We start from the raw sequence: 20,607 nt of genomic DNA, 5'->3' as shown, positions 1-20,607 counted from the left end.
AAACAAAAAAGCGCCGCTCGCCGCGGCGCTTTTTCGTTTCAGCGAATGCCGCTGAGGAATTACGAAGCCCGCGTGGCTTCCCAGCGGCCCGAGCACGTCATGCTGGAGGATTTGCCGCTCCACTGCCCCGAGCCGGAATTGGCCGAGAGCTTGCCGCTGCCGCTGGCCTTCTGATCACCGCGCGCAATGGTGACATTGACCGCGCCGGCATCGCCGACATGGCCGGAAATATCGAAGTCAGCGCTGCCCGAATAACTGACGCGGCCACCCTCGACCTTCACGGGATAGCTGTAGGCCGGATCGCAATTGCCCGACTGGGTGATGATGGTGACCTTCCACGATCCATCGAACGAGGAACCGGCCTTGGCCGAGGTCGCCAGCACGACAGCTGCCGTCAGGGCTGCGGCGGCAAAGGCCGCAAGGGCGAACAGCCGGGCGGCTGGGGTCGAGGACAAAGCAATCGTCTTGGCGCGCGCGGCCATCTGTATCCCTCACATGTGGTGGGTGCTGGACAAGATATAGGCAGATTGCGGCAGGACTTCTAGCGCAGCGCAGCAATGATGCCATTAGTTTTGAAAATATCCAATCATTCCAATAATATGTTACCGATGTGCTTCCCGCCCTCAAAGCGGGCTAAGGCGACAGGAACGATCAATCTTCCGGCACGACTTGGGTGAGGTGATATTTGTCAGCAATCATTTCTTCCAGCGCTTTCGTCAAAACGTATTTTGCGATGTCATTTTCCGACGCGCCTAGAACTGACTTCCGCCTTAAAGTTTTCAAATATCCATAAACATTCTTGGACACTGCTAACCGCAGCGTGATCGTCTCCTCTTTGACGGGCGCTCCAGCCATGCCTTAACTCAAAATTACGCATTTTAATGTCAATTATTGACATTAAAGCGCTTGAGCTAGCGAGTCGACTCAGTCAGGTTGGAGATGTAAAGAAAAAGGCCCCCTCGAAGAGGGAGCCTTTTGGATCACGGTAGGGACGACGGGACTCGAACCCGTACGCTTCTGAGGGCCCCGGTTTTAAAGACCGTTGTGTCTACCAATTCCACCACGTCCCCAAACAAAACGCTCCGCCTTGCGGCGGGGCGTTTTTGTTTGTGCAGGTGACCGCGAACACCAGACATTAACCACGCTAAGCCGACTCTATCCGGCCCGTCAAGAATTAGGGTCGAAAGCTGAATCAAATACTAAATATGGTGGAAAATGCGGATTTCTGGCGGAGCAAGTCATCCCCTCTGCTCCGCAACGCGGGAAGTACCAGTGAGTCCTCGTAGATTCGGAAGGCGAAATCTCGCCGCCCTATGGGCTAGTTCACAGGCAGATGCCCGTCATCGAGATTTGCACTGGCCGAGCGCATGCGATGGCCCCGAATGATCCAGTCTCGCCAGACTCGTAAATTCGGCCGTTAATCGTTGCCAATTCCACGATCCTCTGCCATAAGCCCAACCTTCGTCGCCCGGCTGATTAAGGGCTGCCGTGGCGACGCCAATGCCGACTTTCTCCACACGGGATTAAGTTAAGCATTTTCAACGCTCTAACGAGCATTTCAGCCGCCAGATCGCCTTTCGGGGCGGTTTTTTGTTGCGGCAACAGGAGAGCCAAATGCCCAAGCTGAAGACCAAGTCGGGCGCCAAAAAGCGCTTCAAAGTAACCGGGACCGGAAAAGTGGTGTCCGCCCATGCAGGCAAGCGCCACGGCATGATCAAGCGGACCAAGAAGCAGATTCGCCAGCTCCGCGGCACGCGGATTCTGTTCAAGACCGACGGCGACAACGTCAAGAAGTACTTCTTGCCGAACGCCTAAAGCGGTTCACCGGGCCGCATTTGCGCGGCCACCTGTTTCACTTTTCCAGTTGAAGGACATGCATCATGTCTCGCGTTAAACGCGGCGTCACAGCTCACGCCAAGCACAAGAAAGTCTACAAGGCCGCCAAGGGTTTTTCCGGCCGCCGCAAGAACACCATCCGCGCCGCCAAGGCCGCCGTGGACAAGGCAGGCCAGTACGCCTTCCGCGCCCGCAAGCTAAAGAAGCGCACCTTCCGCGCGCTCTGGATCCAGCGCCTCAACGCGGCCGTGCGCCCGTTCGGCATGACCTACAGCGTGTTTATCAACGGCCTCGCCAAGTCGGGCGTCGTTGTGGACCGCAAGGTGCTGTCGGATCTTGCGATCCACGAACCGGCGGCGTTCCAGGCGATTGCTGAAAAGGCCAAAGCCGCTCTCGCGGCGTAAGCTTTGCCCCTCTTGCACGAGGCCGACACGACCGGGGCGTGACACGCCCCGCTCCGTTCGGCTGGGCTGATTGATCCCCGCCGGACGGTTTAGATGAAACCGTTCCGATGGGGCTTTCTGCAATGTCCGACCTTGCCAAACTCGAAACCGAAATCCTGAGCGCAATCGCAGCCGCTTCCGATGAGGCTGCGCTGGAGGCCGTGCGCGTCGGCGCGCTCGGCAAGAAGGGTTCGATCTCCGCCCTGCTTGCGACACTCGGCAAGATGTCGCCGGACGAGCGCAAGACCGAAGGCGCGAAGATCAATCTCGCCAAGGACAAGGTGACCGAGGCGCTGACCGCGCGCCGCGACATTCTCAAGAACGCCGCGCTCGACGCACGGCTGGCATCGGAAACCATCGACGTCACGCTGCCCACGCGGGAGACGCCCGCCGAGCAGGGCCGCATTCATCCGCTCTCCCAGGTGATGGACGAACTCACCGCGATCTTCGCCGACATGGGTTTCTCGATCGCCGAAGGTCCGGACATCGAGACCGACGACTACAACTTCACCAAGCTGAATTTCCCCGAAGGCCACCCGGCGCGGGAAATGCACGACACGTTTTTCTTCAACCGCAAGGAAGACGGTTCGCGCCCGCTGCTGCGCACGCATACTTCGCCGGTGCAGGTCCGTACCATGCTGACCCAGAAGCCGCCGATCCGCGTAATCTGCCCGGGCCGCACCTATCGCATCGACAGTGACGCGACCCACACGCCGCAATTCCATCAGGTCGAAGGCCTTGTGATCGACAAGGGTTCGCATCTCGGTCACCTGAAATGGATTCTCGCGGAATTCTGCAAGGCGTTCTTCGAGGTCGACAACGTCAACATGAAGTTCCGTCCGTCGTTTTTCCCGTTCACCGAGCCATCGCTGGAAGTCGATATCCAGTGCCGCCGCGACAAGGGCGAAATCCGCTTCGGCGAGGGCGAGGACTGGCTGGAGATTCTGGGCTGCGGCATGGTGCATCCGAACGTGCTGCGCGCCTGCGGCATCGATCCCGACGTCTATCAGGGCTTCGCCTGGGGCATGGGCATCGATCGCATCGCGATGCTCAAGTACGGCATCAACGATCTGCGCCAGATGTTCGAGAGCGATACGCGCTGGATCAATCATTACGGCTTCAAGCCGCTTGAAGTGCCGACTCTCGCCGGAGGACTGTCGTCGTGAAATTCACCCTCTCCTGGCTGAAAGAGCATCTGGACACAGACGAGCCGCTCGAGAAGATCGCCGACAAACTCACCATGATCGGGCTTGAGGTCGAGCATATCGACGACAAGGCGAAGGCGCTGGCGCCGTTTGTCATCGCCAAGGTGATCTCCGCCGAGCAGCATCCGAATGCCGACCGTCTGCGCGTCTGCATGGTCGATTACGGCCAGGTCGCAAACGGCGACAAGCCGCTGCAGGTGGTCTGCGGCGCGCCGAATGCGCGCGCGGGCCTGATCAGCGTGTTCTCGCCGCCCGGCACCTACATCCCCGGCAAGAACATCACGCTCTCTGTCGGCAACATTCGCGGCGTGGAAAGCCACGGCATGCTGTGCTCGGCCGCCGAGCTTGAACTCTCCGAGGATCACGACGGCATTATCGAGCTTCCAGAGGACGCGCCGGTCGGCAAGCCTTACGCGGAGTGGGCGGGCCTCGGCGATCCGGTGATCGAGATCAATCTGACGCCGAACCGTCAGGACTGCACCGGCGTGCACGGCATCGCGCGCGATCTCGCAGCCGCCGACATGGGCAAGTTCAAGGACACCGCCCCGAAGCAGATCAAGGGTGAATTCCCCTGCCCGGTGCAGGTGAAAATCGAGGACGAGAAGCTGTGTCCGGGATTTGCGCTGCGGCTGGTGCGCGGCGTCAAGAACGGCCCCTCGCCTGAGTGGCTGCAGAAGAGACTCACGTCGATCGGGCTTCGCCCGATCAATGCGCTGGTCGACATCACCAACTTCATGACCTTCGATCGCGCGCGGCCACTGCATGTGTTCGACGCGAAGAAGGTCAAAGGCAATCTCACCGTGCGCCGTGCGACTCCCGCAGAGATGTGGGAAAGTATTGCCCCGGTCGATCCGAATCTTCGGTTGATTTCTGCTGACCCGCCCACGATCCGAGTACCTGGTCATACTTACCGAAAAGTGGGTGAACACGCGGTTGAGTTCATCGATGCGCTCGACGGCAAGACCTACACCCTCGACGACACGATGTGCGTGATCGCCGATGAGCACGGTGTCGAGTCTCTGGCCGGCATCATGGGCGGCGAAGCTTCCGGCTGCGACGCGAATACGACCGACGTGCTGATCGAATCGGCGCTGTGGAACGAGATCAATATCGCCCAGACCGGCCGCAAGCTCGGCATCAACTCCGACGCGCGTTATCGCTTTGAGCGCGGCGTGGATCCGGCCTTCATGGTGCCGGGCCTCGAGATGGCGACCAAGCTGGTCATGGACCTGTGCGGCGGGTCACCGTCGGAGATCGTGGTCGCCGGACAGTCTCATGGCGATGACCGGATTATCGAGTTTCCGCTGTCCGAGGTGAAGCGTCTGGCCGGCATCGAGGTGCCGTTCCCGGAGATGAAACTGATTCTGGGCCATCTCGGATTCATGGTCGCTGGCACCGGTCCCGTGGTGAAGGTCGCGGTGCCGTCGTGGCGCAGCGACGTGCACGGCAAGGCCGACATCGTCGAAGAGATTGTCCGCATCGTCGGCGTCGACAGCGTGCCGCTGACGCCGTTCGAGCGCGGCGATGCGCCACGCAAGCCGGTGCTGACCCAGCTTCAGCTCCGCACCCGCCGCGCCAAGCGCGCAGTGGCGGCGCGCGGCATGCTTGAGGCCGTGACATGGTCGTTCGTCTCCAGGCCGCAGGCCGAACTGTTCGGCGGCGGTCAGCCCGAACTCACGCTGGCAAACCCGATTGCATCGGATCTCTCCGACATGCGCCCTTCGCTGATCGCAGGACTCGTCGCAGCCGCGCAGGCGAACGCCGACCGCGGCTTTCCCGATGTGGCGCTGTTCGAGGTCGGCCAGATCTTCAAGGGCGACAAGCCCGAAGATCAGTTCATGGCGGCAAGCGGTGTGCGCCGTGCGATGGCCTCGTCAAAGGGCATCGGCCGGTTCTGGTCCGGCTCGGCCACCGTCGATGCGCTGGACGCCAAGGCCGATGCGCTCGCGGTCCTCGCTGCCGCAGGCGCACCGATGCAGGGACTTCAGATCGTCTCCGCAAAGGAATCGAAGAATTTTCCGGCATGGCTGCATCCCGGCCGCTCCGGTGCGATCCAGATCGGGCCGCAGAACGTTCTTGGCTATTTCGGCGAGCTGCATCCGCGCGCGCTGGAAGCCCTGAAGGCTGACGGCCCGCTGGTGGCATTCGAAGTTATCCTCGAGCGGATTCCCGACGCCAAGGCGAAGCCGACCCGCGCCAAGCCGCTGCTGGAGCTGTCACCGTTCCAGCCGGTGTCACGCGACTTCGCGTTCATTGTCGATCGCAGCGTCAACGCCGGCGACATCGTGCGCACGGCGCAGGCCGTCGACAAGAAGCTGATTACCGGCGTCACTGTGTTCGACGTCTATGAAGGCAAGGGCATCGATGACGACAAGAAGTCCATCGCCATCGCCGTGACGTTGCAGCCGCGCGAGAAGACCCTGACCGATCAGGAGATCGACGCGGTCGCGGCGAAGATCGTTGCCGATGTGACCAAGAAGACCGGCGGCACGCTGCGGGGGTAAATCTCTCCTTCACCTCTCCCGTGGGGAGAGGGAGCCGGCTCTCGCTTGATGCGACATCAAAGCGACGATTCCGATCAAGTGAATACAGCGATCAATTGCGCGGCCAGTTCAGGCCGCGCCCTCCGGGCCCAGATGGCTCTGCCGTGGCACGCGACTGCGTGCGCTTCGGCTTCCTGGCGGACTTCTCGGCGACCGGCGCATCTTTCAGCGCACCGATCTTGCGCAGGGCCGCATCCGCAGCACGCTCGCCGGATTCCCACGCACCGCCGACAGTACCCCACTGGGTTTCGTGCGCGGCTTCGCCTGCGAAAAACAGGCTGCCCAATGGCTCCATCAGAACCTTGCGCGCCGGCTGACCGCCGGGCGCCGCCGCCGACATCGCCCCATAGATGTACGGCATGTCGTTCCAGCGCGTCGCCGTGGTGCGCTTGGCGATGTTCTTCACATCGGCGCCGAACAGTTTGGTCAGCCAGTCGGAGGCGAACGCCACCATCGCCGCCTCGCCCCGCGCCGACAATTCTGTACCGAACGATCCCGCAACATCGACCTGACACAGCGATGAGCCGCCGAGATTGGCGAGCAGGAAGCCGGTTGAGCGGTCCGCACTTTGCTCGATCACAATGTCATCGCGCGACAGCCCGAGCGGATTGCCCGGCAGCTCCAGCGCGATGTGATCGTAACTGCCGAGCATGAGCTTCGATGCCGCATCCTGCTGGCGCTTCGGCAATTCAGGCGCGAATTTGATCTTCCCGGACAGCAACGCATTGGTCGATGCGGTCATGATGACGGCTTTTGCGGTGATCGTACCCGCCGATGTCTCGACCTGCGCATCACGCCCGCTCCAGGCGACGCGCGTTACTGGCGTCGACAACACGACAGGAAGACCATCACCAAGCTTCGCGATCAGCGTGCCCAATCCCTGACGGCAGGCCGATGGTCCGTCGCGCTGCGCCATCGCGACAAGATCGAGCGCGGAGAGATCCTTCAGATCCTTGCCTGTCGGCTGCGTGCCGAGGACAAAGTCTGTCGTTGCCGCCCACACACCGAGATCCTTCGGCAATCCGGCGGCAGCCGGCATATCGGCTTTTCCGCGCACGGCATCGCCCATCGCGCGATTGGCGCGCACCAGCGTGGCGAGAAAATCCTCGGCTTCGCCGGCGCGCGCGTTGCGGCGGCCGATCCGGATACGCTGGCCGCGCGGCGCGGGAAGCATGTCCATGCCGACACCGCGCGCCAGCTTCGCAACCGGGCTGGTCTCGGCGTTGTAAAGCCAGCGCGCGCCCCGATCGAACGGCACATCGAACGAGGCCGCATCGGTGACACAGCGCCCGCCAATGTTGGGGGCGGCTTCGATCACGACGACCTTGCGGCCGGCTGCGGAGATCCGGCGCGCCGCGGCAATACCGGCCGCGCCGGCTCCTATCACGACAATGTCAGCATCCCGCGGCAAGGGCGCGGCCACTGCACGCGCCGCAAGCGGCGACAGCGCCATCGCTGCTGAGCCGGCCAGAAGATTGCGCCGGGTAATTGTCATGTCATGGTTTCCAGAATTCGACCAAAAACGGGGGTGTGGGGCGAAATTGCCGTATCATAAGGCTTCCGGCAACGGTCATAGTGAATGTTTGATGAGCAGCACCCTTGACGCATGAACTAAATTGAAATTGGTTTCGACAAAACTAGGCCAACAAGAAAGCGGCCGGAATGCGCCGCTCGGGGGGAAGAACACCATGGGCTTCGTGCTCGATACCGTCGGCAAGATCATTGCCGGGTACCTCCAGAAAGAGGTTCCGGGATATGAACCCTTCACGCCCAGCGATCCGGAGCGGCTGCGCGGCCTGATCGAAGCCGGCGACGTGCTGCTGGTCGAGGGCAACAACCGCGTCTCCGGCATCATCAAGTATCTCACCCAATCGACGTGGTCGCACGCCGCGCTCTATGTCGGCGCGATCGACGGCGCGAACGAGCCCGACGGCGAACCGCATGTGCTGATCGAGGCAAATATCGGCGAAGGCGTCACCACCGCGCCGCTCTCGAAATACTATCCCTATCACACCCGCCTCTGCCGCCCCGTCGGTCTGTCCTATGAAGACCGCACCACGGTCTGCCGCTACGCCATCAACCGCGTCGGCTTCGGCTACGATACCAAGAATATTCTCGACCTGATGCGCTATCTCATTCCGCTGCCGATCCCGCAGCGCTGGCGGCGGCGGATGATTTCACTGGGCTCCGGCGATCCGACCAAGATCATCTGCTCTGCGCTGATCGCACAGGCCTTCGGCGCGGTGCGCTATCCGATCCTGCCGAAAATCACGCAGGCTGCGAGCCGCCAGGCGCGCCGCGAAATCCTGCACATTCGCGATTCTTCGCTCTACATGCCGCGCGACTTCGACATCTCGCCCTATTTTGAAATCGTCAAGCCGACGATCGTCCGCGGCTTCGACTACACGGCGCTGCACTGGGCCGACACGACCAAGCCGTCCCCGGAGGTGACGGACGACACCGATCCCTTTCCAGAGGGAATCTTCGAAACGCCAGAGGCACCGCTCGCGCCTGTTGCGGCGTTTGAGCAGGATTCGCCGGAGCGCGAACCGGCGCGCGACCTCGCAGCCTGAACCGGAATCCGATCTCGAGCGAAGCGGATAACCGACAGTGTCGTCATTCCGGTACGCGAGCTTTGCGAGCGAGCCCGGAATCCTGAAGTTGTTCCCGATGAATTCATCTGGATTCCGGATCAGCCGCGATGCGACTGTCCGGAATGACGTGGAATCCTCGAAATTCAGCGCCACACCGGCGCTGCCATTTTCTGCCACTTGCCAGACACCTTCCCCGTACTTAACTCTCGCCAGGTTTTATGGAGGGAAGGCCCATGCTTGACGCCGCATACAAGGCGTTGTCCCAGATCCTGTCGCCACCGATGCGCTCCATCCTGTGGAAGTCTGTCGGCCTCGCGCTGGTGCTGATTGTCGCAGCGGCAGTCAGCCTGCAGCGGCTTTTGAGCTGGCTCGCCGGATCGGGCGAGGTCTGGGCGGAGACCATGGTCGGCTCCGACTACCACACCCTCATCACCATCCTGTCATGGATCGTCTCGATCGCAGCCGGGCTCGGCATTGTGGTGGGCGCGGTGTTCCTGATGCCCGCCATCACCTCGCTGGTCGCGAGCGTGTTCGTCGATGACGTCGCCGACATTGTCGAGCGCGAGCACTATCCGGCGGAAAAGCCGGGCAAGGCGCTGCCCATCGGGCTCGCAATCACCGAAGGCACCAAGACCGCGCTCTTGACCGTGCTGGTTTATATCGTTGCGCTGCCGTTCGTGCTGCTCGCGGGCGCAGGCTTCATCGTGTTCTTCATCGCCACAGCGTGGCTGCTGGGCCGCGAGTACTTTGAGCTTGCCGCGATGCGTTTCCGCACACCGGAGGAAGCCAAGCTCCTGCGCAAACAGAACGGCGCGACCGTGTTCACGGCGGGACTGTTCATCGCCGCCTTCGTGTCGATCCCGATCGTGAATCTCGCAACGCCGCTGTTCGGCATGGCCTTCATGGTCCACATGCACAAACGGCTGTCGGGACCGCGGCCCGAGCTACTCGAGCCGGTGCGGCCAACGCGCGTGCCGAGCGTGTGAACCCCTTCTCCCTCGCCCCGTTCTTACGGGGAGAGGGTCGGGGTGAGGGGCTGATCCGATGAAATGCCCCTCACCCGGACCGTTTCACGGTCCGACCTCTCCCCGCGTGCGGGGAGAGGTGAAAAAGATCAAACCGTCTTCTCCGGCCATCGGCACAGGTCATTGATGATGCACACCTCGCAGCGCGGCTTGCGCGCGATGCAGGTGTAGCGGCCGTGCAGGATCAGCCAGTGATGGGCGTGCCGCGCAAATTCCGGCGGCACGATCTTCAGCAATCCAAGCTCAACTTCGAGCGGTGTTTTGCCGGGCGCCAGTCCCGTGCGATTGCCGACGCGAAACAGATGGGTGTCGACGGCGATGGTCGGCTCCCCAAACGCGATGTTGAGCACGACGTTCGCGGTCTTGCGTCCGACGCCGGACAATGCCTCCAGCGCCGCGCGATCGCCCGGCACCTGACTGCCGTGCAGCGCGATCAATTGTTCCGAGAGCGCGATGACGTTCTTCGCCTTGGTCCGATAAAGACCGATGGTCTTGATGTAATCGCGAAGCCTCTCCTCTCCGAGTTCCACCATCTTCTCGGGCGTGTCGGCTACCGGAAACAGATGCCGCGTCGCCTTGTTGACGCCGACGTCGGTCGCCTGCGCCGACAGCGCGACCGCCACCAGCAGCGTGTAGGGATTGAGGTGCTCGAGCTCGCCTTTCGGCTCGGGATTGGCATTACGGAAGCGGGTAAAAACCTCGACCACTTCCGCCGGGGTCCAGGGCTTAAACTTGCCTGGCTTTAGCTTCGGCTTGGTGGCCTTTGACACCCGCTTTGCCGGTCCGGCCGGACTTGCTTTGGATTTTGAACCGGACGTGATCGCCTTTTTTGCCATGTTCCCGGTATAGTAAGGCGTCATGGATGAGCGCAACGATTTTGATCCTGAGGAGATCGCGGACGCGCCGCTGTTCAGCGCGCGGCTGACGCCGCATCGTTCGCTCAGCCGTCACGGCTTCCTGGTGCTGATGGGATTTGTGATCGCCGTGAGTTTCGCGGCCGGCATCATGTTCCTGATGATGGGCGCATGGCCCGTGCTGGCTTTCTTCGGGCTCGATGCGCTGGTCATCTACTGGGCGTTCAAACTGAACTTCCGCCGCGCCGACGCGATCGAGGACATCGTCGTTACGCCGCATGAAATCCGCGTCCGGCGGGTCAGCCATCGCGGACATGTTGTCGAATGGACGCTCAATCCGCTCTGGGTCCAGCTCGAGCAGAAGTCGCACGCCGAATTCGGCATCGAGAAACTCTATCTCGTCTCCCGAGGACGGCGGCTTTCCATCGGCAGCTTTCTCGGCCCCGACGAAAAGGCCAGTTTTGCCAAGGCTTTATTGGCCGCACTCCAGGCCGCCAAACGCGGACCGACCTATAATCCGCTGACCTGATTGAAGCAGGAAACGGGTGGTTGCGACCGGGCAGGCCGCGTACATCGGGATCATGATGGACACCGCACAACGGATGCCGCCATGATGAACACCGCGATGAAATCCATGCTCGCCGATCTGAAACTCGCAAAGCCCTCCAAGCAGGGCGCGGCACTGCGTGACTATGATTCGGTCCGCCGGGCGATCGGATTCATCTCCGAGCAGTGGCGCACGCAGCCGACCATTGAAGCGATGGCGGACGCCGCGCATCTGACGCCCGACGAACTGCATCATCTGTTCCGGCGCTGGGCAGGACTGACGCCGAAGGATTTCATGCAGGCCCTGACCCTCGACCATGCCAAGCGGCTGTTGCGCGATTCCGCCAGTGTGCTGGATGCCGCTTATGACTCCGGTCTGTCAGGTCCCGGACGGCTGCATGATCTGTTCGTGACGCATGAGGCGATGTCGCCGGGCGAATGGAAGAAGGGCGGCGAAGGCATGACGCTGCGCTACGGCTTCCATCCCTCGCCGTTCGGCATGGCCGTGATCATTGCCAGCGAGCGCGGGCTTGCAGGCCTGGCGTTCGCGGATGAAGGCGAGGAAATGCCGGCGCTGGCCGACATGCAGCGGCGCTGGCCGCTGGCGACTTACATCGAGTCGTTCGCCGAGACCGCGCCACTGGCGAAACGGATTTTCGATTCCTCGCAATGGCGCGAGGACCAGCCGCTGCGCGTGGTGCTGATCGGCACCGACTTCGAAGTCCGCGTCTGGGAGACGCTGCTGAAGATTCCGATGGGCCGCGCCACCACCTACGGGGATGTCGCCTGCAAGATCGCAAAGCCGAAGGCCTCGCGGGCCGTCGGCGCGGCCGTTGGCCGCAATCCGATCTCGTTCGTGGTGCCGTGCCACCGGGTGATCGGCAAGAGCGGCGAACTCACCGGCTATCACTGGGGCATCACGCGCAAGCGCGCGATGCTCGGCTGGGAAAGCGGACAGGCGGCAGGGCTGACAGCTTAGGCCGTTACGCCAGATCGACGACTGATGCGACGGTGGAATCGGCGTTGAGCCGGTAGACCACCGGCGCGCCGGTGCCGAGTTCGCGCTTGAGAATCTGATCCGGCGTCAGCTTTTCCAGCACCATGATCAGCGCGCGCAGCGAGTTGCCGTGGGCTGCGACGAGCGTGCGCTGCCCGCGCAGCACACAGGGCAGAATCTCCTGCACATAGTAAGGCAGCGTGCGCGCCAGCGTGTCCTTGAGGCTTTCGCCGCCGGGCGGCGGCACATCGTAGGACCGCCGCCAGACCAGCACCTGCTCCTCGCCCCACTTGGCGCGGGCATCGTCCTTGTTGAGACCCGACAGGTCGCCATAGTCGCGTTCGTTCAGCGCCAGATTGCGCGTGATCGGAATCCCGGTCTGGCCCATTTCCTTCAGTGCAAGATCGAGCGTGGTCTGCGCGCGCGTCAGCACCGAGGTGAAGGCGACATCGAACGTCAGTCCCTGTTCCTTCAGCTTGCGGCCCGCGCCGATGGCTTCCTTGACGCCAAGTTCGGTGAGACCCGGATCTTTCCAGCCGGTGAAAAGATTTTTCAGATTCCATTCGCTCTGGCCGTGGCGCACGAGCACGAGAAGACGATCGCTCATTATTTCAATTCCGGTTCGATGATGAATTCAGGAAGCGCCGATGCCAAGCACATCGGCCATGGTGTAGAAGCCGGGCTTCTTGCCCTGCGCCCACATCGCCGCCTTCAGCGCGCCGCGCGCGAAGATCATGCGATCCTCCGACTTGTGGGCAAGCTCGATGCGTTCATAGGGGCCGGCGAAAATCACCGTGTGATCGCCCGTGGCGGTGCCGCCGCGCAGCGTCGCGAAGCCGATGTCACCCGGAATGCGTGGGCCGGTATGACCATCCCGCGCGCGGACCGACCGCTGATCGAGATTGACGCCGCGCCCGTCCGCAGCGGCCTGGCCGAGCAGATAGGCGGTGCCTGACGGGGCATCGATCTTCTGCTTGTGGTGCATCTCGAGAATCTCGATGTCGAAATCCTCGTCGAGCGACTTCGCCACCTGCTTCACCAGCGCCGCCAGCAGATTGACGCCAAGGCTCATGTTGCCGGACTGCACGACGACGGCCTGCGAGGTCACGCTGCGGATCACAGCGTTATCCGACGCCGACAGCCCGGTGGTGCCGATGACATGGACAATGCCGCGCTGGGCCGCGATCGCGACATTGGCGATAGTCGCGGCTGGGACGGTGAAATCGAGGATGCCGTCGGCATTCTTCGACAGGGACCAGAGATCGCCGGACAGTTCGATCCCGTTGGGCGCCAGCCCCGCCAGCACGCCGGAATCCTGCCCCAGCAACTCCGAGCCCGGTGCCTCCAGCGCCCCGGCCAGCGTGGCTCCCGGGGTCTCGGCAATGGCGCGGATCAGGGTCCGCCCCATCCGGCCACCGGCTCCAGCAACAATCAGGCGCATATCGGCCATTTCCAGCCCTCAAACCCGTTCCAAGACTTGCTTTTGGCGGTATAGCGGCGCCAAGCCACGGCGGCAACCTTGCACGGCTGGACTGCCTTGCCCCGGTTCATGTGCGAGTCACGCTCGCGGGCTATTGAAACACCCTTCTGAGGAAGATTGCCATGCGCCACCTGCCCGCCCTCTCCGGATTGATGCTCATCATCGCAACCGCGTTGAACCCTGCTTCCGCAGCGGAGCGGATCGGCAGCGACAACGCGTTCTCGTTCGTGGCGCTCGGCGACATGCCCTACAACCTGCCGGAGGACTACGCGAAGTTCGACCGGCTGATCGCCGCGGTGAACGCGCTCAAACCCGCCTTCACCCTGCATGTGGGCGACATCAAATCCGGCGGACTGCCGTGCAGCGACGAGGTCCTCAAGAAATCATACGACCAGATCCAGACCTTTGAGAGCGCACTGGTCTATACCATCGGTGACAACGAGTGGCTCGACTGCCATCGCAAGGCCGCCGGCGGCTACAATCCCCGTGAACGCCTTGCGAAACTTCGCGAGATGTTTTTCGCGACGCCTGCGAAATCTCTCGGCAAGACGCCGCTTGATGTGGAGAGCCAGGCACTGCTGATGCCGGAGTTCTCGACCTACGTCGAGAACACGCGGTTCGCCAAAAACGGCGTGATGTTCTTCACCGCCCATGTGCCCGGCTCGAACAACGGCTTTGAAGCGCAGGACCCCGATGCGGCGCCGGAATTCTTCGCTCGCGACAAGGCCAATGTCGCCTGGATCAACGCGAGCTTCGCCAAGGCCATCGCGGATAATGCCAAAGCCGTTGTGATGTTCGTGCAAGCGGAGTTCGACGAGTCACGCTTTCCGAACGGGGCGATGCCGCGCCAATCCGGTTTTACCAACACGCTGGACGCCATCGAGGCCGGCGCGAAAAGCTTCGGCAAACCGGTGCTGCTGATCCACGGCGACGAGCACTATTTTTCAATCGCGCCGCTGCGCAACAGCAAGGGCAAGCCGATCCCCGGCGTCAACAAACTGATGGTCTACGGCGACACCCTGGTCCACGCCGTGCGCGTGGTGGTCGATCCGGACAGCAGCAACGTGTTCGGCTTCATTCCGCTGATCGTACCCGAGAACGGGATGGGAAAGTAAAACACATTGCGCGAAGTGGCCGATGCAATCAGCGCGTCGTCATTGCGAGCCAACGGGTCCGGCTTCGCCGGCCCGATGATATACTCGCGAAGCAATCCATCTTTCTTAGCAAAAACTGGATTGCTTCGTCGCAAGTGCTCCTCGCAATGACGATTTGCTCTAACCGCGCTTACGGCTGTTCGCCATCGTAGCCTTCGACAATCACGATCTCGCCCTCGGAATGCGGTGCGCGCGCCTTCACGAGAGCGGCGTATTCCGGCGAGTGATAGCAGGCGAGCGCGGTCGCGTAGTCCTTGAATTCGATCACGACATTGCGCGAGCGCGCCGGGCCTTCGTGGGCCTCGTGGGTGCCGCCGCGCACCAGAAACTTCGCGCCGTATTTCTTGAACACCGCGCCATTGTGCGCGACATAATCGCGCCGATAGGCATCGAGGTCATGCACATCGATCCGCGCAATCCAGTAACCCTTGGGCATTGTTGTCTCCTTTTTATTAGCCGCCCGCCTGCGCGATTTCGGACACAATCGCTTCCGCCGCCGCCTTCGGATCGGCGGCTTCCACCACCGGGCGGCCGACCACGAGATAATCCGCACCCGCCGCGATGGCGCGGCCCGGCGTCATGATACGCTTCTGATCACCCACCGCACTGCCTGCGGGGCGAATGCCCGGTGTCACCAGCGCCATCTGCGCGCCAATGATGCCACGCACGGTGGCGGCCTCTTCGCCGGAACACACAAGGCCATCAATACCGAGCGTCTGCGCCTGCAAGGCACGCGCCTCGACCAGATCGGAGACGCCGAAGCGGAAACCCGCCGCGTGCAGATCGTCATCGTCGTAGGACGTCAGCACCGTGACCGCGAGAATCTTCAGCGACGATCCGCGCGCCTCGACCGCCGCCTTCATGGTCTGCGGATAGGCATGCACCGTGAGGAACGTCGCACCGAGCTTCGCAACGCTCTCGACGCCTTTGGCGACCGTATTGCCGATGTCGTGCATCTTGAGATCGGCGAACACCTTCTTGCCGCGCTCAGCCAGTTTCGGCACCAGTGAAAGCCCGCCGGCATAAGCAAGCTGGTACCCGATCTTGTAGAACGTCACGCTGTCGCCGAGCCGCGCGATCAGCGCCTCCGCGGCCTCCACGCTGGAGAGATCGAGCGCGACAATCAGCCGGTCGCGGGTTTCAATATGTGCTGGCTTCATGCGGTCTCACATCATCTGCTGGGAAGTGTCGATCAGCTGGCGCAAGGTTCCGCGCAGCAGTTCGGCATCCGCAGGATCCTTCAGCCGGTCCATGTCGTCGAAAGCCTGATCGGCGAACGACAGCCCCATCTGCTTCGGGACCACCGTCGCGCCGCAGCCGAGCGCCAGAATCTGGCGCAGCGCCATAAGCACCCGCAGACCGCCGAACTTTCCGTCCGACGCCGCCCCGATCGCGAACGCGCGCTCGCGAAACACCTGGCCGAACGTCTCGTTGCGGTCGCGCACCCGCGTCACCCAGTCGATGGCGTTCTTCAGCAGCGGCGGCACCGACGAATTGTATTCCGGACTGACGATGAAGACGCCGTGATGCGCGCCGATCATGCGCTTGAGATCGACGGCATTGGCCGGTACGCCGGATTTCTGTTCGAGGTCACCATCGTAGATCGGCAGCGGATAATCGCTGAGCGAGATCCGCGTGACATCGATGTCGAGCAGCGCCAGTTCCTTGACGGCGACAGCGGCCAGCCGTGCGTTGATGGAGCCGGTGCGCGTTGAGCCGGGAATGACGAGGATTTTCAGCGCTGCCATGGCGTCAGAACTAGAGCGTTTTCTGACGAAGGGAAAGCCGGTTCAGCGTCTTCTTCACCTCTCCCGTGGGGAGAGGCCGACGCGCGAAGCGCGGCGGGTGAGGGCGTAGAATCCATCGACAGATTGAGAGCCCCTCACCCCAACCCTCTCCCCCACAGGGGAGAGGGAGCACATCGTTCTCGTCGGGATGTCACCCCTTGCGATAGACCCAGACCCGCGCGGGAGGCAGGTTCATCCAGACCCGCTCGGACGCCTGGGTGTGGATTCCCGGCAGCGACTTCGGGATCGGCGGTGCCACCGAATAGGTGAACTGGATAAAGGGCGCGCCCGCTTCCATCTTCTGGAAGGCGTCGCGCATCAGCTTCAGGCGGACCAGCATCGGCTTGGTGACCAGCGGCAAGCCGGAGGCCATTGCGGCGGCGGGCTCCTTCAGCTCAGCCAGCGTCTGATCGAGATTGTAGGCATCGCCCTGAATGACCATGGCCTGCGGATAGCGTTCACGCAGCAGCGCGCAGAAGCCGGGATCGAACTCCACCAGCACCAGGCGTTTCTCGGCGATGCCGTGAGCGATCAGCGCGTCGGTGATGGCTCCGGTGCCCGGACCAAGCTCAATGACGGGTCCAGTGGAATGCGGATCGACATAACGCGCCATCGTGCGCGCGAGCGCCTTGCTGGAGGGCATCACTGCGCCCATGTGCAGCGGCTTTTCAATCCAGGAGCGGAGAAAACGAACTTCGTCGTCGAGACGAAGCGGCTTTTTCAACGCACGCGCAGTGGATTGGGGAGCCATGATACTTCCAGCGGAGCCCGGGGAGGGGCGAGGCGTCAAATTTCCTTCACAATGGGGTACCGACGCAAGCAAAAAGCGTCAAGGACGCCGCCAGTGTCCCGAATCCGAAGTTCGCCAGGTTTTGCAGCAAGTTCCGTAGCGAACTTCGGATTCAAAGGGACACTGGGTAACTATGATTCTAGTGATCCCTTGGTTCTAGCATTCGTAAAAGTGCCTGCGAGAGAGGCGGTACGAATGCCAGAACCAAGGGATCACTATGGCGAATTGGCGCGGGTTCCGAAGAAGTCCTTGACCATCTTGAAGAAACCGGCCGCCTCCGGCTGGGTGTCGCCCGACGACAGCTTTTCGAACTCCGCCAGCAGTTCTTTCTGCTTCTTGGTCAGGTTTTGCGGCGTTTCGACCACGACCTGCACGTACATGTCGCCCGTCTGCCGGGAACGCAGCACAGGCATGCCCTTTCCACCAACGCGGAAGCGGCGGCCGGACTGGGTGCCCGACGGCACCTTCACCTTGGTCTTGCCCTGATCGATGGTCGGCACTTCGAACTCGCCGCCCATCGCCGCCGTCACCATCGAGACCGGGACGCGGCAATGCAGATCGGCGCCGTCGCGCTGGAAGAACTTGTGCGCCGCCAGCGACAGGAAAATATAGAGATCGCCCGCAGGACCGCCCTGAACGCCCGCCTCGCCTTCGCCGGCGAGACGAATGCGGGTGCCGTCCTCGACGCCCGGCGGAATGTTCACCGACAGCGAACGCTCCTTCTGAACGCGGCCCTGCCCCGAACACGACGCGCACGGCGTTTCGATCATCTGGCCGCGGCCCTGACAAGCGGGGCACGTCCGTTCAAGCGTGAAGAAGCCTTGCGCCTGGCGAACACGCCCGGCGCCGCCGCACATCGAACAGGCCTTCGGCTTGGTGCCGGCCTTGGCGCCGGTGCCGGAGCATGTCTCGCAAGTGACCGCGACGGGAATGTTGATCTGCGCAGTCTTGCCGGAGAATGCCTCCTCCAGCGTGATTTCCATGTTGTAGCGCAGGTCCGCGCCGCGCTCGCGGCCGCCACGGCCGCCGCGCTGTCCGGCCATGCCGAACAGGTCTTCGAAAATATCGGAGAAAGAAGACGCAAAGCCCGCGCCGAAGCCGTGCGCATGGCCGTTGCCATTGCCCTGCTCGAACGCGGCATGGCCATAGCGATCATAGGCGGCACGCTTGTTTCCGTCCTTGAGGATCTCGTAGGCCTCGGAGATTTCCTTGAACTTGTGCTCGCAGGACGGGTCGCCCGGATTCTTGTCCGGGTGCCATTTCATCGCGAGCTTGCGGAAGGCCGACTTCAGGCCGGCTTCGTCGACAGAACGTTCGACTTCCAGTGTCTCATAATAGCAGGCCTTAGACATGGCTAATCTGGGTCATGCGAGTCTGGATGTGTGAGTGGTTCGGTTCACCACGAAAGGCCTCCCCTTGAAGGGGAGGCCGGTCGTGTACAGTTACGCGGACTTCTTGTTGGTCTTATCGTCGTCGACTTCGGTAAACTCGGCGTCAACGACATCGTCCTTCGCAGCATCCTTGGCGGCGTCCGCCTCGGCCTGCTGCGTGTACATTGCCTCGCCGAGCTTCATCGAAGCCTGAGCGAGGGTATTGGTCTTCGTCTTGATGGCTTCTGCATCGTCGCCCTTCAGGGCTTCCTTCAGATCCGCCAGCGCGTCTTCGATGGCCTTGCGCTCGGGCTCGCCGACCTTCGATCCGTGCTCGGCCAGCGCCTTCTCAGTGGAATGCACCAGCGCGTCGGCATGGTTCTTGGCGTCAACCGCCTCGCGGCGCTTCTTGTCCTCGGCCGCATTGGCCTCGGCGTCCTTGACCATCTTCTCGATATCGCTGTCAGACAGTCCGCCGGACGCCTGAATGCGAATCTGCTGTTCCTTGTTGGTCGCCTTGTCCTTCGCCGACACGTTGACGATGCCGTTGGCGTCGATGTCGAACGTGACCTCGATCTGCGGCATGCCGCGCGGCGCCGGCGGAATGCCCATCAGGTCGAACTGACCGAGCATCTTGTTGTCCGCCGCCATCTCGCGTTCACCCTGGAACACGCGAATGGTGACCGCGCCCTGGTTGTCCTCGGCGGTCGAGAACACCTGGCTCTTCTTGGTCGGGATCGTGGTGTTGCGCTCGATGATGCGCGTGAACACACCGCCCAGCGTTTCGATGCCGAGCGACAGCGGGGTCACGTCGAGCAGCAGCACGTCCTTGACGTCGCCTTGCAGCACGCCGGCCTGAATGGCCGCGCCGATGGCGACGACTTCGTCAGGGTTGACGCCCTTGTGCGGCTCCTTGCCGAACAGCTGCTTCACGACTTCCTGCACCTTCGGCATGCGCGTCATGCCGCCGACCAGAACAACCTCGTTGATTTCGGCCGCCGAAAGACCGGCATCCTTGAGCGCCTTGCGGCACGGCTCGATGGTCTTCTGGATCAGGTCGTCCACCAGCGCCTCGAACTTCGCGCGGGTGAGCTTCATGGTCAGATGCTTCGGACCGGACGCGTCCGCCGTGATGAACGGCAGATTGATTTCGGTCTGGGTCGTCGACGACAGTTCGATCTTGGCTTTTTCAGCGGCCTCTTTCAGGCGCTGCAGAGCGAGCTTGTCGTTACGCAGGTTGATGCCCTGCTCCTTCTGGAACTCATCGGCCAGATAGCCAACGAGACGCATGTCGAAGTCTTCACCGCCGAGGAACGTATCGCCGTTGGTGGACTTCACCTCGAATACGCCGTCGCCGATCTCGAGGATCGAGACGTCGAACGTGCCGCCGCCGAGGTCGTAAACCGCGATGGTGCCGTTCTTGCTCTTGTCGAGACCGTAGGCGAGCGCGGCAGCGGTCGGCTCGTTGATGATGCGCAGCACTTCAAGGCCGGCGATCTTGCCGGCGTCCTTGGTGGCCTGACGCTGGGCGTCGTTGAAATAGGCAGGCACGGTGATGACCGCCTGATCGACCTTCTGGCCGAGATGAGCTTCCGCGGTCTCCTTCATCTTCTGCAGAATGAAAGCAGAGACCTGCGAGGGCGAATAGGTCTGGCCGTCGGCCTCGACCCAGGCGTCGCCGTTGGAAGCTTTTACAATCTTGTAGGGGACAAGCTTCTTGTCCTTTTCGACCGTCGGATCGTCGTAGCGGCGGCCGATGAGGCGCTTGACGGCGAAGATGGTGTTTTCCGGATTTGTTACTGCCTGGCGCTTGGCCGGCTGACCGACGAGGCGCTCGCCATCGTCAGTGAAGGCAACGATGGACGGGGTCGTCCGCATGCCTTCGGCATTCTCGATCACTTTCGGCGATTTGCCGTCCATCACGGCCACGCACGAATTCGTGGTGCCGAGATCGATCCCAATGACCTTTCCCATGGTCCTCTA

Annotated in this window: 21 protein-coding genes; 9 read left to right on the top strand and 12 right to left on the bottom strand. The window is 62.2% G+C overall.

What is annotated here, in order from left to right; genetic code table 11:
* Positions 1–59 precede the first annotated feature (59 nt).
* Together AC1Q67_RS11530 and AC1Q67_RS11525 are read right to left on the bottom strand one after the other, a co-directional pair.
* Positions 60–482 (bottom strand): hypothetical protein, encoded by a 423-nt coding sequence (locus AC1Q67_RS11530; protein ID WP_024576738.1) that lies wholly within the window; start codon positions 480–482, stop codon positions 60–62.
* Positions 483–651: 169 nt separating this feature from the next.
* Positions 652–855 (bottom strand): hypothetical protein, encoded by a 204-nt coding sequence (locus AC1Q67_RS11525; protein WP_492234025.1) that lies wholly within the window; start codon positions 853–855, stop codon positions 652–654.
* A 759-nt stretch (positions 856–1,614) separates the two neighbouring features.
* Between AC1Q67_RS11525 and rpmI the strand changes: the two genes are divergently transcribed.
* The 4 genes from rpmI (at position 1,615) to ytpR (ending at position 5,988) form a co-directional block, all read left to right on the top strand.
* Positions 1,615–1,815, top strand: coding sequence for a 50S ribosomal protein L35 (gene rpmI / locus AC1Q67_RS11520; protein ID WP_002713838.1), 201 nt, complete (start codon positions 1,615–1,617; stop codon positions 1,813–1,815).
* Positions 1,816–1,880: 65 nt separating this feature from the next.
* A complete protein-coding gene (gene rplT / locus AC1Q67_RS11515; protein ID WP_006023357.1) occupies positions 1,881–2,240 on the top strand; it encodes a 50S ribosomal protein L20 in 360 nt (119 codons plus the stop codon).
* A 122-nt stretch (positions 2,241–2,362) separates the two neighbouring features.
* Positions 2,363–3,445, top strand: coding sequence for a phenylalanine--tRNA ligase subunit alpha (gene pheS / locus AC1Q67_RS11510; protein WP_492234026.1), 1,083 nt, complete (start codon positions 2,363–2,365; stop codon positions 3,443–3,445).
* A complete protein-coding gene (gene ytpR, locus AC1Q67_RS11505) occupies positions 3,442–5,988 on the top strand; it encodes a YtpR family tRNA-binding protein (RefSeq protein ID WP_492234027.1) in 2,547 nt (848 codons plus the stop codon). The genes pheS and ytpR overlap by 4 nt, the downstream gene beginning before the upstream one ends.
* 91 nt (positions 5,989–6,079) lie before the next feature.
* On the opposite strand, the gene AC1Q67_RS11500 is transcribed toward ytpR, so the two are convergent.
* Positions 6,080–7,522 (bottom strand): flavin monoamine oxidase family protein, encoded by a 1,443-nt coding sequence (locus AC1Q67_RS11500; RefSeq protein ID WP_492234028.1) that lies wholly within the window; start codon positions 7,520–7,522, stop codon positions 6,080–6,082.
* A 193-nt stretch (positions 7,523–7,715) separates the two neighbouring features.
* Here AC1Q67_RS11500 and AC1Q67_RS11495 point away from each other — a divergent pair, with 193 nt between their 5' ends.
* Together AC1Q67_RS11495 and AC1Q67_RS11490 are read left to right on the top strand one after the other, a co-directional pair.
* Positions 7,716–8,600 carry a YiiX/YebB-like N1pC/P60 family cysteine hydrolase gene (locus AC1Q67_RS11495; RefSeq protein WP_024576744.1) on the top strand — a complete coding sequence of 295 codons (885 nt, stop codon included), beginning with the start codon at positions 7,716–7,718 and terminating at the stop codon, positions 8,598–8,600.
* Between the two features lie 254 nt (positions 8,601–8,854).
* Positions 8,855–9,607 carry a sulfate transporter family protein gene (locus AC1Q67_RS11490; protein WP_492234029.1) on the top strand — a complete coding sequence of 251 codons (753 nt, stop codon included), beginning with the start codon at positions 8,855–8,857 and terminating at the stop codon, positions 9,605–9,607.
* Between the two features lie 128 nt (positions 9,608–9,735).
* Here AC1Q67_RS11490 and nth read toward each other — a convergent pair whose 3' ends face one another.
* Complete coding sequence (gene nth, locus AC1Q67_RS11485) at positions 9,736–10,482, bottom strand: endonuclease III (RefSeq protein ID WP_492235662.1); 747 nt, start codon at positions 10,480–10,482, stop codon at positions 9,736–9,738.
* Between the two features lie 22 nt (positions 10,483–10,504).
* On the opposite strand from nth, the gene AC1Q67_RS11480 reads away from it, so the two are divergent.
* On the top strand, positions 10,505–11,029 hold the full coding sequence (locus AC1Q67_RS11480) for a DUF2244 domain-containing protein (RefSeq protein ID WP_492234030.1): 525 nt from the start codon (positions 10,505–10,507) through the stop codon (positions 11,027–11,029).
* Between the two features lie 81 nt (positions 11,030–11,110).
* Positions 11,111–12,025: a methylated-DNA--[protein]-cysteine S-methyltransferase gene (locus tag AC1Q67_RS11475; protein WP_024576748.1), complete on the top strand. Its 915-nt coding sequence runs from the start codon at positions 11,111–11,113 to the stop codon at positions 12,023–12,025.
* Positions 12,026–12,029: 4 nt separating this feature from the next.
* Here the strand turns inward: AC1Q67_RS11475 and AC1Q67_RS11470 are convergent, their stop codons facing one another.
* Together AC1Q67_RS11470 and dapB are read right to left on the bottom strand one after the other, a co-directional pair.
* Positions 12,030–12,650: a 2,3-bisphosphoglycerate-dependent phosphoglycerate mutase gene (locus tag AC1Q67_RS11470; protein ID WP_024576749.1), complete on the bottom strand. Its 621-nt coding sequence runs from the start codon at positions 12,648–12,650 to the stop codon at positions 12,030–12,032.
* 27 nt (positions 12,651–12,677) lie between these two features.
* Positions 12,678–13,493 (bottom strand): 4-hydroxy-tetrahydrodipicolinate reductase, encoded by an 816-nt coding sequence (gene dapB, locus AC1Q67_RS11465; RefSeq protein WP_024576750.1) that lies wholly within the window; start codon positions 13,491–13,493, stop codon positions 12,678–12,680.
* A 152-nt stretch (positions 13,494–13,645) separates the two neighbouring features.
* On the opposite strand from dapB, the gene AC1Q67_RS11460 reads away from it, so the two are divergent.
* Positions 13,646–14,638, top strand: a complete 993-nt coding sequence (locus tag AC1Q67_RS11460; RefSeq protein ID WP_492234031.1) for a hypothetical protein — start codon at positions 13,646–13,648, stop codon at positions 14,636–14,638.
* Positions 14,639–14,807: 169 nt separating this feature from the next.
* Here AC1Q67_RS11460 and AC1Q67_RS11455 read toward each other — a convergent pair whose 3' ends face one another.
* From AC1Q67_RS11455 to dnaK, 6 genes are all read right to left on the bottom strand, one after another.
* Positions 14,808–15,113 carry a DUF1330 domain-containing protein gene (locus tag AC1Q67_RS11455; RefSeq protein WP_492234033.1) on the bottom strand — a complete coding sequence of 102 codons (306 nt, stop codon included), beginning with the start codon at positions 15,111–15,113 and terminating at the stop codon, positions 14,808–14,810.
* Positions 15,114–15,129: 16 nt separating this feature from the next.
* Positions 15,130–15,837, bottom strand: coding sequence for an orotidine-5'-phosphate decarboxylase (pyrF, locus tag AC1Q67_RS11450; protein WP_492234034.1), 708 nt, complete (start codon positions 15,835–15,837; stop codon positions 15,130–15,132).
* Between the two features lie 6 nt (positions 15,838–15,843).
* Positions 15,844–16,425 (bottom strand): NADPH-dependent FMN reductase, encoded by a 582-nt coding sequence (locus AC1Q67_RS11445; RefSeq protein WP_492234035.1) that lies wholly within the window; start codon positions 16,423–16,425, stop codon positions 15,844–15,846.
* A gap of 190 nt (positions 16,426–16,615) precedes the next feature.
* Complete coding sequence (locus AC1Q67_RS11440; RefSeq protein WP_492234036.1) at positions 16,616–17,215, bottom strand: class I SAM-dependent methyltransferase; 600 nt, start codon at positions 17,213–17,215, stop codon at positions 16,616–16,618.
* 254 nt (positions 17,216–17,469) lie between these two features.
* The gene (gene dnaJ, locus AC1Q67_RS11435; protein WP_492234037.1) at positions 17,470–18,606 is read right to left on the bottom strand and encodes a molecular chaperone DnaJ; all 1,137 of its coding nucleotides are present in this window, start codon (positions 18,604–18,606) and stop codon (positions 17,470–17,472) included.
* Positions 18,607–18,696: 90 nt separating this feature from the next.
* A complete protein-coding gene (dnaK, locus tag AC1Q67_RS11430) occupies positions 18,697–20,598 on the bottom strand; it encodes a molecular chaperone DnaK (RefSeq protein ID WP_024576757.1) in 1,902 nt (633 codons plus the stop codon).
* Positions 20,599–20,607 lie beyond the last annotated feature (9 nt).

It is taken from the genome of Afipia sp. GW823-FHT06G09 (assembly GCF_058794875.1).
This window is presented reverse-complemented; position numbering and strand designations above follow the sequence as displayed.